Here is a 14,885-nt window from a genome sequence, read left to right as displayed (position 1 = left end):
CAGATCCGCTGAGTTTAGGAAAAACGAAATAACTTTATGCTCAGAGAAACCATTATAAAAAACCTTACCCGCGCGGAGTAAGGTTTGATTAAGACATTTTTATTCTTCTGCTTCGTTGACGAGAACCAAGGCGGAGAAGCCTTTTTTCTTATCAAATTGCAATTCAACGACGGTAACGTCCGGATTGAAGTTGTGGTATTCCTCTAAGAACTGAATAATGCCTTCTGAAATGTCATCTGACATAAGCTGCTTGTGGTGCAGGCCAAATGTAGCTTCAGCGAAGAACCCTGTACGCTTGTTGTACGATAGTTCTTTTACTTCAACGTCTTCAGGGTAGATATCTTCTTCATTAGAAATATACACGCAAATTCCGTCTACAATTTCTTGCTCATTTAATATTAATCTCATTGCCTAAAATCTCCTTCTATACGTCTTCGGTGCTTTAAATGCGCGAATCAATGCGATGACAATGATTAAAATAATGATCAAAGCAATGATATCAACGATCCAGGCAATGGGTGAAGCGCCATACGAAACATAGCCTGGGCCTCCGACTGGATGATAGGTGTAACCCCATGGGTGCATCATGCTGATCATGAACATACCCATTGTAAATCCGCTATAATATCCAAACCATCCTGATGGCGCGAAACCTGCGTGATAGTAATGATTGACTGAAACATAACGTCCGCCAACATAAGCTTTAGACGTTTTTCCGCTGTATGTCTTTCCGCTTACTTTTGATGTAGCGCCGGAAAAGGTCCCTGACGATTTTTTAGAGCTTGATGAGCTTGCCTTTTCCGAAGGCTTCTTTTTAAGCGAAATCGATGATGATGAATCGTCAGACGTCTTGGATTTTTTGCTAGAAGAGCTTGATCCTGAGCTGTAGCTTGATTTCGGGCTTGATTTATAGCTTCCGCTGTATGACGAGCTTGAACTTCGGCTGCTGTAACTAGATGATGAGCGGCCGCTAAAGCTCTTTGCATGAGAAATCGTTGATGGCAGCAGTACACCTAAAGCAACGGTTACTGCAACTAAGGCTTTTACATATTTAAGTTTCATTCTGTTTCCTCCATAGACCATCGAAACGGTCCGCTATTCTGACCAGCAAATAAAAGAAGCTGGGTCAGCTTTATTTCATATGAGCTAGATGATATGAACGTTTCATACTTTTGCTTTCTCAATCACTTTCTTTCTGAGATAAACTACCTTTATTTTATCGGATTTATGGCTCATTTTGTAAGGTTTTGCTTCAAAATCAGTTATTTAGGAATTTATCGCACAAAAAAACAGCCTTCTCCATTGGAGAAGGCTGCTTTCTTCTTATGCGAACAGCTTATCAATAAATGAAATATCCTCTTGAGAAAGCGTCACGTCGGCTGTTTTGATGTTATCAATCAGCTGATCGGCACGTTTTGCTCCCGGGATTAAAATATCAATTTCCGGTCTTGCTAAATACCAGGCCAATACGATGTGAGGGATATCCACGTTGTGTTTTTCGGCAATCGGCGCAAGCTTGTTGACCTTTCTGATATTTTCTTTGAAACGCTCACCCTTGAAGTGTTCCTGTTCGTTTCGCAGGTCGCCTTCTGGGAACGTTGTATCTTCTGTATACTTTCCTGCCAATAAACCTGATACGAGCGGGAAGTAAGGGATAAATGAAATATTATGCTCCTTCGTATACGGGAAGAATGTTTTTTCCGCTTCACGGTTTAACAGGTTGTATTCGCCTTGCAATACATCTACCAAACCGTCTTTGTTTGCTTCTTTCAATTGCTCTAAAGAGAAGTTGGATACACCGATGGAACGGATTTTTCCGGCTTTCTTCATCTCATTCAGCGCGTTAACGGCTTCATCCTTAGGCGTATGTTCGTCAGGGAAGTGAATGTAGAACAAATCGATATAATCGGTATTCAAGCGCTTCAGGCTTTCATCAACTGATTTTTTAAGAAAATCTGGTGAATTATCAAAGACAAAGTCATTGCCTTGTTTTCTGTGAGCGGCTTTTGTCGCGATGACAACATCTTCACGGTTGAATTCACGCAGCACTTCACCAATTAATTCTTCGGAACGGCCGATCCCGTAAATGTAAGCGGTGTCTAACATTGTCACGCCATTACGGATCGCCTCGCGCACCAATTCTTTTCCGGTTTCTTCATTTAGGTTCGGGTAGAGGTTATGTCCTCCGACAGCATTTGTTCCTAATCCGATAGGGAATACCTGCAAGTCTGATTTTCCGAGCTTCGCTTTTTTCATGATCTGCCTCCTAGAATAAAATGGATGATAGACTCTCAACACTATTGTAAACGTTAGGCCAGATGAATGCCGATTTGATGCTCATTGCAGTACTGCGTGTACTCGTCGTCTAATGGCTGAGAGGTCACAATGCAATGCAGCCTGTCAAACGGTGCATACGTCAGAAGCGTTGATTTTCCGAATTTAGAATGGTCAGCCAATAGATACACTTCTTTTGCTTTTTCCGAAATCCTCTTTTTAATTTCATACTCCAGCAGGTCCGAATTGGTCAATCCGTGTGTCAGCGTCGTTCCGGTAGCAGACATAAAGGCTTTGTTGATATTGTACTTATCAAGCATAGCCGGGTCGTCCATGCCGACAAAGGAGCGGGTTTTTCTCTTATAGTTGTTTCCGATAATGATTAAGTTGATATTCTTCAAAGCTGACGCCGCATTGATAATGTCTAAACTGTTGGTTAAGATGGTGACATTTTTGGCTGGATCAAGCGTATCAAGAATAGACTTTGTCGTCGTTCCTGAATCAATGAAGACCAAATCGTGATCTTCAATAAATCGGGAAGCATAATGGGCGATTTTTGTTTTTTCATCCTGGTGCTGAATGGTGCGATTTTCAAAAGGAACTAATGCGGTTTTTTCAATAGATGTTACGCCGCCGTATACTTTTTCAATCGCACCCTTTTCTGTAAGCTTGTTGATATCACGTCTGACTGTGTTTTTGGAGACATTGAACACCTGGCACAGCTCATCTAAGGAAACAGTGCCATGCGATAAAATGTACTCCTCCATTTCCTGAATCCGCATCAGTTTCATATTAAAAACTCCTTCTTGAATCTTTACGTAACATAAATATATAATGAAAACCAAAAGTTAATCAATAGTTGCTTAAAAAATGATAACATCGGTGTATATCTTTTGCAAGGTTCGACGGGCTTCTCTTACCTCTCTTACTTGATTAAAAGATTAATATAATAAAAATAATGAAAAAATTTAGTGTTTATGATTGACTTATGGGTATTATGCGATTAGAATATAACCAAGAAATGACCAAAAAGTAACCTGTTGTGCATGAAATGGTTGCTTGTATGTAAATATGCATCCGCCATTTATTTTTTTGGTTTTTTTGAAAGCGTTTAATTCTTGGCTTGCTGAAAAGTGGATATTGATATGAATCTATCCGGAACCATCCATACAAGTGTATGTGTTTACTAATGAAGGAGGCAATAAGAATGGCAGAAATCAGAAAATTAAAAAACTACATCAACGGTGAATGGGTTGAAAGCAAAACAGATCAATATGAAGATGTCGTCAATCCGGCGACGAAAGAAGTACTATGCCAAGTGCCGATTTCTACACAAGAGGATATTGATTACGCAGCGCAAACGGCGGCTGAAGCATTTAAAACATGGTCAAAGGTGGCGGTTCCGCGCCGTGCCAGAATTCTATTTAACTTTCAGCAGCTGTTGTCTCAGCATAAAGAAGAACTGGCTCATCTAATTACCATTGAAAACGGAAAAAACACGAAAGAAGCTTTAGGTGAAGTGGGACGCGGGATTGAAAACGTAGAGTTCGCCGCTGGAGCACCTTCCCTGATGATGGGTGACTCACTTGCTTCCATCGCAACGGACGTTGAAGCGGCGAACTACCGTTACCCAATCGGAGTTGTCGGCGGAATCGCGCCATTCAACTTCCCGATGATGGTTCCTTGCTGGATGTTCCCGATGGCGATCGCGCTCGGCAACACATTTATTTTAAAGCCATCTGAGCGGACTCCGCTGTTAACAGAGAAATTGGTTGAGCTTTTTGAAAAAGCGGGCCTTCCGAAAGGGGTGTTCAACGTCGTATACGGTGCGCATGACGTTGTGAACGGCATCCTTGAGCATCCCGAAATTAAAGCAATTTCATTTGTAGGCTCCAAGCCAGTAGGCGAATACGTCTACAAAAAAGGAAGCGAAAACTTAAAACGCGTTCAATCTCTGACTGGCGCGAAAAACCATACGATTGTCTTGAACGATGCGAATCTTGAAGACACGGTCACAAACATCGTTGGAGCTGCCTTCGGTTCTGCCGGTGAACGCTGCATGGCTTGTGCGGTTGTGACAGTTGAAGAAGGAATCGCCGATGAATTTATGGCGAAGCTGCAGGAAAAAGTGGCGGACATTAAAATCGGTAATGGCCTTGATGACGGCGTGTTCTTAGGACCGGTGATTCGCGAAGACAACAAGAAGCGCACGCTCAGCTATATCGAAAAAGGTCTTGAAGAAGGTGCCAGACTCGTATGTGACGGACGTGAAAATGTGTCAGACGACGGCTACTTTGTCGGCCCGACGATCTTTGACAATGTCACAACAGAGATGACGATCTGGAAAGATGAAATTTTCGCTCCGGTCTTATCTGTCATTCGTGTGAAAAACCTGAAAGAAGCGATTGAAATCGCCAATAAGTCTGAGTTTGCGAACGGCGCCTGCTTGTTCACATCCAACTCAAACGCAATCCGCTACTTCCGTGAAAACATTGATGCGGGAATGCTAGGAATCAACCTTGGGGTGCCGGCTCCAATGGCGTTCTTCCCATTCTCAGGCTGGAAATCTTCATTCTTTGGAACGCTGCATGCGAACGGAAAAGACAGCGTCGACTTCTATACACGTAAAAAAGTGGTAACGGCAAGATATCCGGCACCTGATTTCAACTAAACGATGAACAGCCGAACGGCGTCCATGTGCGCTGTTCGGACTCATTCTGCCAATAGAAAGAGGAGGGCTTCACTATGAGTTATTTGTTGCGTAAGCCGCAGTCGCATGAAGTGTCTAATGGGGTCAAACTCGTGCACGAAGTAACGACATCCAACTCTGATCTCACTTATGTAGAGTTTAAAGTGTTAGATCTTGCATCAGGTTCAAGCTATACAGAAGAATTGAAAAAACAAGAAATCTGTATTGTGGCGGTAACGGGAAAAATTACAGTGACAGATCATGAGTCGACTTTTGAGAATATCGGCACGCGTGAAAGCGTATTTGAACGAAAACCGACAGACAGCGTCTATATGTCAAATGACCGTGCATTTGAGATCACAGCGGTCAGCGACGCAAGAGTGGCGCTTTGCTATTCTCCATCGGAAAAGCAGCTTCCGACAAAGCTGATCAAAGCGGAAGACAACGGAATTGAGCATCGCGGGCAATTTTCAAACAAACGTACTGTTCATAACATTCTTCCGGATTCAGACCCTTCAGCTAACAGTCTATTAGTAGTTGAAGTCTATACAGACAGCGGCAACTGGTCCAGCTACCCGCCTCACAAACATGACCAAGACAACTTGCCGGAAGAATCTTTCTTAGAAGAAACGTACTACCATGAGTTAGACCCGGGACAGGGCTTTGTATTTCAGCGCGTATACACAGATGACCGTTCTATTGACGAGACAATGACTGTGGAAAATGAAAACGTTGTCATCGTTCCTGCGGGATACCACCCGGTAGGCGTTCCGGACGGATACACATCCTACTATTTAAATGTCATGGCAGGGCCGACGCGAAAATGGAAGTTTCATAACGACCCGGCGCATGAGTGGATTTTAGAACGCTAACAAGTGAGGAGTGGCTGTTTACGATGAAGTATACATTCAATGAAGAGAAGGCTTTTGACATTATTGCCATCGGCCGGGCATGTATTGACCTGAACGCAGTCGAATACAACCGCCCAATGGAAGAGACGATGACATTTTCCAAATACGTCGGCGGTTCACCTGCGAATATCGCGATCGGCAGCGCGAAGCTTGGCTTAAAAGCGGGCTTCATCGGCAAAATTCCGGATGACCAGCATGGAAGATTCATAGAGTCCTATATGAGAAAGACCGGCGTTGATACAACACAGATGGTTGTTGATCAAGATGGACACAAAGCAGGCCTTGCATTTACAGAAATCCTCAGCCCTGAAGAATGCAGCATTTTAATGTATCGCGATGATGTGGCGGATCTTTATCTTGAGCCTTCAGAGGTAAGCGAGGACTATATCGCAAATGCGAAAATGCTGCTTGTTTCCGGGACAGCGCTCGCCAAAAGCCCGTCACGGGAAGCGGTATTAAAAGCTGTTCAATACGCGAAGATGCATCAGGTTAAAGTGGTGTTCGAACTGGATTACCGCCCGTATACGTGGCAGTCATCAGATGAAACAGCCGTTTATTATTCTTTGGTTGCCGAGCAGTCTGATATCGTCATCGGCACACGCGATGAATTTGATGTGATGGAAAACCGCACAGGCGGAAGCAATGAAGAATCCGTCAATCATTTATTTGGCCATTCAGCCGACCTCGTTGTCATCAAACACGGCGTCGAAGGCTCTTACGCATACAGCAAATCCGGCGAGGTATTCCGCGCCCAAGCGTACAAGACAAAAGTGCTGAAAACCTTTGGAGCTGGTGACTCCTATGCGTCAGCCTTTATCTATGGCCTTGTCAGCGGAAAAGACATTGAAACGGCATTGAAATACGGCAGTGCTTCAGCTTCCATTGTGGTGAGCAAGCACAGTTCGTCAGAAGCGATGCCGACTGCGGAAGAAATCGTACAGCTTATTGAAGCACAGTCATAATTGAAAAAGATCGAGTAAAGGTGGGATCGTTTGTGGGTAAGAAAATTCGCTTAACAACAGCACAGGCGCTGATTAAATTCTTAAACCAGCAGTACATCCATGTTGATGGAAAGGAAGAGCCTTTTGTCGAAGGGATTTTCACAATTTTCGGTCATGGAAACGTATTAGGGATCGGGCAAGCGCTTGAGCAGGATGCAGGCCATTTGAAAGTCTATCAAGGGAAAAATGAACAAGGAATGGCGCATGCGGCCATGGCGTACAGCAAGCAAATGCTGAGAAGAAAAATATATGCAGTGTCTACATCCGTCGGACCAGGAGCGGCTAACTTGGTGGCGGCAGCCGGCACTGCATTGGCAAACAATATCCCAGTTCTCTTGATTCCGGCAGACACATTTGCGACAAGACAGCCAGACCCTGTACTGCAGCAAATGGAGCAAGAATACAGCGCGGCGATTACGACAAACGATGCATTGAAACCTGTATCGAGATACTGGGACCGCATTACGCGCCCTGAGCAGCTGATGAGCAGTTTGCTGCGCGCGTTTGAAGTCATGACTGATCCGGCAAAAGCAGGTCCGGCAACGATTTGTATTTCTCAGGATGTTGAAGGGGAAGCATACGATTTTGATGAAAGTTTCTTCGTCAAACGGGTTCACTATATTGATCGCATGCAGCCGAGCGAGCGCGAGCTTCAAGGTGCGGCGGAGCTGATTAAATCCAGCAAAAAACCTGTGATTCTCGTCGGCGGAGGCGCAAAATATTCCGGTGCGCGCGATGAATTGGTTGCCATTTCTGAAGCCTATAACATTCCGTTAGTTGAAACGCAGGCAGGAAAGTCTACCGTTGAGGCAGATTTTGCGAACAACCTTGGCGGAATGGGCATCACAGGTACACTTGCGGCAAACAAAGCGGCCCGCCAAGCTGATTTGATTATCGGCATCGGCACAAGGTATACAGATTTTGCGACATCCTCTAAGACCGCTTTTGATTTTGATAAAGCGAAGTTTTTGAACATTAACGTCAGCCGAATGCAGGCGTATAAACTTGATGCATTCCAAGTGGTGGCGGATGCGAAAGTGACGCTTGGCAAACTGCACGGCTTGCTTGAAGGCTATGAGAGCGAGTTCGGCACAACGATCCGGGAGCTGAAGGACGAATGGCTAGCTGAACGCGAGCGTCTCAGCAAAGTGACGTTTAAGCGGGAAGCATTTGATCCGGAAATCAAAAATCACTTTTCTCAAGAGGTCCTGAATGAATATGCTGACGCGTTGAATACGGAGCTTCCGCAAACAACGGCATTGCTGACAATCAACGAGACGATTCCTGAAGACAGCGTCATCATCTGTTCAGCAGGCTCACTCCCAGGAGATTTGCAGCGTCTGTGGCATTCTAATGTTCCGAATACGTATCACCTGGAGTATGGATATTCTTGCATGGGCTATGAAGTGTCCGGGACACTCGGTCTTAAACTGGCCCACCCTGACAGAGAAGTGTATTCAATCGTCGGAGACGGCAGCTTCCTGATGCTTCATTCTGAATTGATCACGGCGATTCAGTACAACAAGAAAATCAATGTGCTGCTCTTTGACAACTCAGGATTCGGATGCATCAACAACCTGCAAATGGATCACGGCAGCGGCAGCTACTATTGCGAGTTCCGCACAGATGACAACCAAATCCTGAATGTCGATTACGCGAAAGTCGCTGAGGGATACGGCGCGAAAACCTACCGCGCAAACACAGTAGAAGAATTAAAAGCGGCGTTAGAGGATGCGAAGAAACAGGATGTATCAACATTAATTGAAATGAAGGTGCTGCCTAAAACAATGACGGACGGCTATGACAGCTGGTGGCATGTCGGGGTGGCAGAGGTATCTGAACAAGAAAGCGTTCAGAAGGCATACGAAGCAAAAGAGAAAAAGCTGGAATCTGCGAAGCAGTATTAGAGGGGAGGCACCAAGATGGGCAAAAATGAAATCCTGTGGGGAATCGCTCCCATTGGGTGGCGGAATGATGACATGCCTGAAATTGGAGCGGGAAATACACTTCAGCATTTGTTAAGTGATATCGTTGTCGCACGTTTTCAAGGCACGGAGGTCGGGGGCTTTTTCCCCGAACCTGCCATCCTGAACAAAGAGCTGAAGCTTCGGAATTTACGCATTGCAGGAAAATGGTTCAGCAGTTTTATTTTGCGTGACGGACTTGGTGAAGCGGCAAAGACATTTACCCTGCATTGTGAGTATTTGCAGCAAGTAAACGCGGATGTCGCAGTTGTCTCTGAACAAACGTACAGCGTGCAAAGCTTGGAGAAAAACGTGTTCACAGAGAAGCCGCACTTTACGGATGATGAATGGGAGCGGCTTTGCGAAGGGCTGAATCACCTTGGCGAAATTGCCGCTCAGCATGGCTTGAAGCTTGTCTATCATCATCATCTCGGCACTGGTGTCCAAACAGCGGAAGAAGTGGACCGCCTGATGGCAGGAACAGACCCTGCGCATGTACACCTCCTCTATGATACAGGCCATGCGTATATTTCTGACGGCGATTACATGGGGATGCTTGAGAAGCATATCGGCCGCATTAAGCATGTGCACTTTAAGGATGCCCGCCTGAATGTCATGGAACAATGCAGGCTCGAAGGACAATCGTTCCGGCAATCATTTTTAAAAGGCATGTTTACGGTTCCCGGTGACGGCTGCATTGACTTTAGAGAAGTATATCAGCTGCTGTTGAAGCACAGTTATTCCGGATGGATTGTCATTGAAGCTGAACAAGACCCCGATGTTGCAAACCCGCTGGAGTATGCATTGATTGCGAGAAACTATATTGATCAGCAGTTGTTGGATCTGGCTTAATGGGGAATAAACATATGGGCAATACCAATGGAGATTCAGCCTTCAATAAACGGACAATCGCGGCAGCATTGGCCAACTATATTGATGCCGGTTCAATTGTGGCAGGCTCCGCCGGTTTATCATTATGGGTCAGTTACCTTAAGCTATCCGATACACAAATCGGGCTGCTCGGCGCGCTGAGCGCAAATGCGATTTCTGCCGCTGTCGGCGCACTGCTTGGCGGGTTTCTGGCTGATAAAGTCGGACGGAAGGCTGTTTATACCAATAGTATGCTGGTTTATGCACTAGGGATTTGTTTGGTTTTGTTCGGGGTTAATTTCCCCATGTTGTTAAGCGGTTACATCATTATCGGTTTATCAGTAGGAGCTGATATAACCGCGTCATGGACCATTATTGCGGAAAATGCGCCAAAGAAGAATCGGGCCAGGCATTGCGGCGTAGCACAAGTCGCTTGGGCCGCGGGCGCTGTCGTTGTACTGCTCCTCTCCGTACTGGCCGGTGACTTGGGACTCTTGGGGAATAAAATCGTATTTGCCCATCTGCTTGTGATTGCGCTGATTACGTACATCCTGAGAATCAGGCTTCCGGAATCAGACGCCTGGCAGACAAAAAATCAGCCGGAGGATGCTCAGGCAGAGAAGCCGGCTGTACTGAATAAGACATCGTATTTTGATTTGCTCAAGCCTATGTATCTAAAAAGCATATTGTTTTTGATGGGTGTGTACTTGGTTTGGAACTTAGCTGCCGGGGTCATGGGCTTCTTTATGCCATACATTTATCAGCAGGTCGGCGGTGTATCTGCCAACATGGCCAACCTTTTGCAAATGGGGCTGTTTATCTTCACAGGATTGGGGGTCGCCTTGATCTTCATGCCCTTTGCCGACAAATATAGAAAAACCGTATTTGGAATCGCCGCTTTCATGGCGGTGATTGGGTGGACACTGTTTCTGCTGCCAGTTGAAGGCCTGCCGATTCTGCTCCTGTTTATTGTCGTGATCGGCATCAATAACGGAGCAGGGCAGCAAGCGAACTATCAGTTATGGGCCAGTGAAATCTTTCCTACGCAATATCGTGCTTCCGCACAAGGGCTGATGTTTTTTCTTGTCCGTATTTCAATAGGGATTTGGAGTCTGTTTGTCCCAATGATTATCACCAATTTCGGCATTGGAACGATGGCTGCAATTCTTCTCGGATGTGTGACGGCCAGTATGATCATCGGGCTGCTCTTTGCGCCGAATACGTCTGGCAAGTCGCTTGAACAAATTCAAGAGGAACTCTACGGGTCTCCTCAGAGCCAAGTAAAGCAAGGAACAGAAAGCAAAATCATGTAACCAACAGAAGGAGTGGCTGTCAATGAGTTTACGTATTGGCGTAATTGGAACTGGAGCAATCGGAAAAGAACATATTAACCGCATCACGAACAAGCTGTCAGGCGCGGAAATCGTAGCTGTAACGGATGTTAATCAAGAAGCTGCACAAAAGGTCGTTGAGCAATACCAATTAAACGCGACGGTTTATCCGAATGATGACAGCTTGCTTGCAGACGAAAATGTAGACGCTGTTTTAGTGACAAGCTGGGGGCCTGCGCATGAGTCAAGCGTGCTGAAAGCCATTAAAGCCCAGAAATATGTGTTCTGTGAAAAACCGCTCGCGACAACGGCTGAAGGATGCATGCGCATTGTCGAAGAAGAAATCAAAGTGGGCAAACGCCTTGTTCAAGTCGGCTTCATGCGCCGTTATGACAGCGGTTACGTACAGCTGAAGGAAGCACTCGATAACCATGTGATTGGCGAACCGCTTATGATTCACTGCGCGCACCGCAACCCGACTGTAGGAGATAACTACACAACCGATATGGCCGTAGTCGACACACTTGTTCATGAAATTGATGTACTGCACTGGCTCGTCAACGATGACTACGAGTCCGTTCAAGTCATCTACCCGAAAAAATCGAAAAACGCGCTGCCGCATTTAAAAGATCCGCAAATCGTTGTGATTGAAACAAAAGGCGGTATCGTCATCAATGCTGAAATCTATGTGAACTGTAAATACGGCTATGACATTCAATGTGAAATCGTCGGAGAAGACGGCATCATCAAGCTTCCTGAACCATCAAGCATCAGCTTGAGAAAAGAAGGCAGATTCAGCACTGATATTTTGATGGATTGGCAGAGACGCTTTGTCGCTGCGTATGATGTGGAAATCCAAGACTTTATTGATTCGATTCAAAAGAAAGGCGAGGTCAGCGGACCGACGGCATGGGACGGCTATATTGCTGCTGTCACGACTGACGCGTGTGTAAAAGCCCAGGAATCTGGACAAAAAGAAAAGGTTGAATTGAAGGAAAAACCGGAATTCTATCAATCTTTTACAACAGTTCAAAACTAAAAAACAGAGGAGTGAAAATATGAAATTAGCATTGGATCCATCCATGTATCGTGATGATTTAACTTTAGAGGAAATGGTCTATAAAACGGCAGAGCTCGGCTATGAATATATCGAATTATCGCCGCGCGAGGATTTTTGCCCGTTTTATAAATATCCGAAAGTCGATTCAGCAAAGATCAAACAATTAAAGCGTCTTTTAAGAGATACAGGTGTTAAGCTTTCATCGCTTCTTCCTCTTTACCACTGGGCGGGACCCGATGAAGACCGCCGGCAGGCAGCAGTGCGCAATTGGAAACGGGCAATCGAAATTGCGGTTGAACTTGAAGTGGATTTGATGAACAGCGAATTCAGCGGTTCGAAATATGATCCTTTAACAAGTGAAGAAAAATTTATCAAATCCATGGATGAGCTTCTGCCAGTCTTTGAAAAAGAAGGCGTGAAACTCAATCTTCAAGCCCACCCATACGATTTTATCGAAACGCACAAAGGTGCGATGGATATGATCCGCGCGCTTGACAAGGATTGGATCAATCTTGTCTACTCGACTGCGCACACGTTCTTCTATGATGACGGCAAAGGCGACATCGAGACCATGTTTGACGAAGCCGGCGACCGCCTCACACATGTTTTATTTGCAGATACCTATAATCATAAAGCGGCTCATGGCCTTCGCTACATCGTCAATCCGCCTGACGCGAAAGTAACGGTTCACCAGCATTTGGACATTGGCCAAGGCGAGGTTGATTTTGATACGATTTTCAGAAAACTGAGAGAGATGAAGTTCGACGGAATTGCGACGAATGCCGTATTTGCTTGGGTCGATGAAAGAGCGGATGAATCAAGCCGATTTATGCTTAAGAAAATGAAAGAAGAATTAGGTCTGGCATAAGCTGAGCATGGAGTTCGGCGGGATATGGCGACAGCCTTCCTGCCGAACTCCCTTCATATCTAAAACGCAGATGGGGGAGTCTGGCATGAAACTTTGTTTTAATGAAGCGACAACATTGGAAAACTCAAACCTTAAACAGGATTTAGAACTATGCGAAAAGCACGGCTATGATTATATTGAAATCCGCACAATGGATAAGCTGCCCGAGTACTTAAAAGATCATTCATTGGCAGATCTTGCGGAATATTTTCAAACCCATCACATCAAACCGCTTGCTTTAAACGCGCTTGTTTTCTTCAACAACCGTGATGAAAAGGGCCACAACGAGATCATCACTGAATTTAAAGGCATGATGGAAACATGCAAAACCCTCGGTGTGAAATATGTGGTGGCCGTTCCGCTTGTGACAGAGCAGAAGATTGTAAAAGAAGAGATCAAAAAGAGCAGTGTAGACGTGCTGACTGAGCTGTCAGATATCGCGGAGCCGTACGGCGTAAAAATCGCGCTTGAATTTGTCGGCCATCCGCAATGTACGGTCAATACGTTTGAACAGGCGTATGAGATCGTAAACACAGTTAACCGTGACAATGTCGGGCTTGTCCTTGACAGTTTTCACTTCCATGCAATGGGTTCAAATATTGAGAGCTTAAAGCAGGCGGACGGAAAGAAAATCTTCATCTATCATATTGATGATACAGAAGATTTCCCAATCGGCTTTTTAACAGATGAGGATCGTGTATGGCCGGGACAAGGGGCAATTGACTTAGATGCCCACTTATCAGCACTGAAGGAAATTGGCTTCTCTGATGTTGTATCGGTTGAGCTCTTCCGGCCTGAATACTATAAGCTGACTGCTGAGGAAGCCATTCAAACAGCGAAAAAAACAACAGTGGACGTCGTATCAAAATACTTCAGCATGTAATGGATAAAGGAGGGGTGGACATGGCTTTTGTATCGATGAAAGAGCTTCTTGAAGATGCAAAGCGGGAGCAATATGCAATTGGCCAGTTTAATATCAACGGCCTGCAATGGACGAAGGCGATTTTGCAGGCGGCGCAAAAGGAGCAATCACCGGTCATCGCCGCGGCTTCCGATCGCCTGGTCGACTATTTAGGCGGATTTAAAACGATTGCCGCCATGGTAGGGGCGTTAATAGAGGACATGGCAATTACCGTTCCGGTCGTGCTTCATCTCGATCACGGCAGTAGTGCGGAACGCTGCAGACAGGCCATTGATGCCGGATTCAGCTCAGTGATGATTGACGGCTCCCATCAGCCGATTGACGAGAATATCGCAATGACAAAAGAAGTCACCGATTATGCCGCAAAACACGGCGTATCAGTAGAAGCCGAAGTCGGCACGGTCGGCGGAATGGAAGACGGACTGGTCGGCGGGGTCTGCTATGCCGATATCACGGAATGTGAGCGGATCGTCAAAGAAACCAATATCGACGCGCTGGCCGCCGCCCTCGGCTCTGTACACGGCAAATATCAGGGTGAGCCGAATCTCGGATTTAAGGAAATGGAGGCTATCTCCCGCATGACTGATATTCCCCTCGTTCTTCACGGGGCATCCGGGATTCCGCAGGATCAGATCAAAAAAGCCATCACGCTCGGCCACGCGAAGATCAATATCAATACGGAATGTATGGTAGCGTGGACAGACGAAACACGCCGCATGTTCCAGGAAAACAGCGATCTGTACGAACCGCGCGGCTATTTGACACCCGGCATTGAAGCCGTGGAAGAGACAGTGCGAAGCAAAATGAGAGAGTTCGGATCAGCCGGTAAAGCAGCTAAGCAGCAGGTCGGCTAAAGAGACCAGAAACCGCCTTGATGGCGGTTTTTTTGTGCGGTGTTGCGTCCATACGCCCAAAACGATTATGATGATGGCAGCAGTGTAAGAAACGGGAGTGGT

At 45.8% G+C, this 14,885-nt stretch carries 14 protein-coding genes; 10 read left to right on the top strand and 4 right to left on the bottom strand.

All coding sequences use genetic code 11. The features are described 5' to 3' along the window. Positions 1 to 99: 99 nt before the first annotated feature. From KXZ66_RS20960 to iolR, 4 genes are all read right to left on the bottom strand, one after another. Positions 100 to 408 carry a YxcD family protein gene (locus KXZ66_RS20960; protein WP_151262483.1) on the bottom strand — a complete coding sequence of 103 codons (309 nt, stop codon included), beginning with the start codon at positions 406 to 408 and terminating at the stop codon, positions 100 to 102. Between the two features lie 3 nt (positions 409 to 411). Beyond that, on the bottom strand, positions 412 to 1,062 hold the full coding sequence (locus KXZ66_RS20955) for a hypothetical protein (RefSeq protein ID WP_151869947.1): 651 nt from the start codon (positions 1,060 to 1,062) through the stop codon (positions 412 to 414). 261 nt (positions 1,063 to 1,323) lie between these two features. Continuing rightward, a complete protein-coding gene (locus tag KXZ66_RS20950; protein WP_003243075.1) occupies positions 1,324 to 2,256 on the bottom strand; it encodes an aldo/keto reductase in 933 nt (310 codons plus the stop codon). 53 nt (positions 2,257 to 2,309) lie between these two features. Next, on the bottom strand, positions 2,310 to 3,065 hold the full coding sequence (gene iolR / locus KXZ66_RS20945; RefSeq protein WP_003227050.1) for a myo-inositol utilization transcriptional regulator IolR: 756 nt from the start codon (positions 3,063 to 3,065) through the stop codon (positions 2,310 to 2,312). A 416-nt stretch (positions 3,066 to 3,481) separates the two neighbouring features. On the opposite strand from iolR, the gene iolA reads away from it, so the two are divergent. The 10 genes from iolA to iolJ all read left to right on the top strand — a co-directional run bounded on the left by iolA (position 3,482) and on the right by iolJ (position 14,783). Beyond that, positions 3,482 to 4,945, top strand: a complete 1,464-nt coding sequence (iolA, locus tag KXZ66_RS20940; RefSeq protein WP_032725032.1) for a methylmalonate-semialdehyde dehydrogenase — start codon at positions 3,482 to 3,484, stop codon at positions 4,943 to 4,945. Between the two features lie 74 nt (positions 4,946 to 5,019). Further along, complete coding sequence (gene iolB, locus KXZ66_RS20935) at positions 5,020 to 5,835, top strand: 5-deoxy-glucuronate isomerase (RefSeq protein ID WP_014478486.1); 816 nt, start codon at positions 5,020 to 5,022, stop codon at positions 5,833 to 5,835. Between the two features lie 23 nt (positions 5,836 to 5,858). Continuing rightward, positions 5,859 to 6,836 carry a 5-dehydro-2-deoxygluconokinase gene (gene iolC / locus KXZ66_RS20930; protein WP_021481030.1) on the top strand — a complete coding sequence of 326 codons (978 nt, stop codon included), beginning with the start codon at positions 5,859 to 5,861 and terminating at the stop codon, positions 6,834 to 6,836. 32 nt (positions 6,837 to 6,868) lie between these two features. Next, positions 6,869 to 8,782, top strand: a complete 1,914-nt coding sequence (iolD, locus tag KXZ66_RS20925) for a 3D-(3,5/4)-trihydroxycyclohexane-1,2-dione acylhydrolase (decyclizing) (protein WP_003242642.1) — start codon at positions 6,869 to 6,871, stop codon at positions 8,780 to 8,782. A 15-nt stretch (positions 8,783 to 8,797) separates the two neighbouring features. Continuing rightward, positions 8,798 to 9,691, top strand: a complete 894-nt coding sequence (iolE, locus tag KXZ66_RS20920) for a myo-inosose-2 dehydratase (RefSeq protein ID WP_003227062.1) — start codon at positions 8,798 to 8,800, stop codon at positions 9,689 to 9,691. A gap of 14 nt (positions 9,692 to 9,705) precedes the next feature. Next, a complete protein-coding gene (gene iolF, locus KXZ66_RS20915; protein ID WP_032725035.1) occupies positions 9,706 to 11,022 on the top strand; it encodes a myo-inositol transporter IolF in 1,317 nt (438 codons plus the stop codon). A 22-nt stretch (positions 11,023 to 11,044) separates the two neighbouring features. Next, positions 11,045 to 12,079: a bifunctional inositol 2-dehydrogenase/D-chiro-inositol 1-dehydrogenase gene (gene iolG, locus KXZ66_RS20910; RefSeq protein WP_003244482.1), complete on the top strand. Its 1,035-nt coding sequence runs from the start codon at positions 11,045 to 11,047 to the stop codon at positions 12,077 to 12,079. Between the two features lie 19 nt (positions 12,080 to 12,098). Further along, positions 12,099 to 12,968, top strand: a complete 870-nt coding sequence (locus KXZ66_RS20905; RefSeq protein WP_086344514.1) for a sugar phosphate isomerase/epimerase family protein — start codon at positions 12,099 to 12,101, stop codon at positions 12,966 to 12,968. A gap of 85 nt (positions 12,969 to 13,053) precedes the next feature. Further along, complete coding sequence (gene iolI / locus KXZ66_RS20900) at positions 13,054 to 13,890, top strand: 2-keto-myo-inositol isomerase (protein ID WP_015483926.1); 837 nt, start codon at positions 13,054 to 13,056, stop codon at positions 13,888 to 13,890. 20 nt (positions 13,891 to 13,910) lie between these two features. Next, positions 13,911 to 14,783, top strand: a complete 873-nt coding sequence (gene iolJ / locus KXZ66_RS20895) for a 6-phospho-5-dehydro-2-deoxy-D-gluconate aldolase (protein ID WP_014478478.1) — start codon at positions 13,911 to 13,913, stop codon at positions 14,781 to 14,783. Positions 14,784 to 14,885: the final 102 nt, after the last annotated feature.

This window comes from Bacillus sp. LJBS17, assembly GCF_019334685.1.
Lineage (GTDB): Bacteria > Bacillota > Bacilli > Bacillales > Bacillaceae > Bacillus > Bacillus subtilis.
The sequence above is the reverse complement of the archived record's forward strand: the minus strand, read 5'-3'. Positions and strand labels throughout refer to the sequence as shown.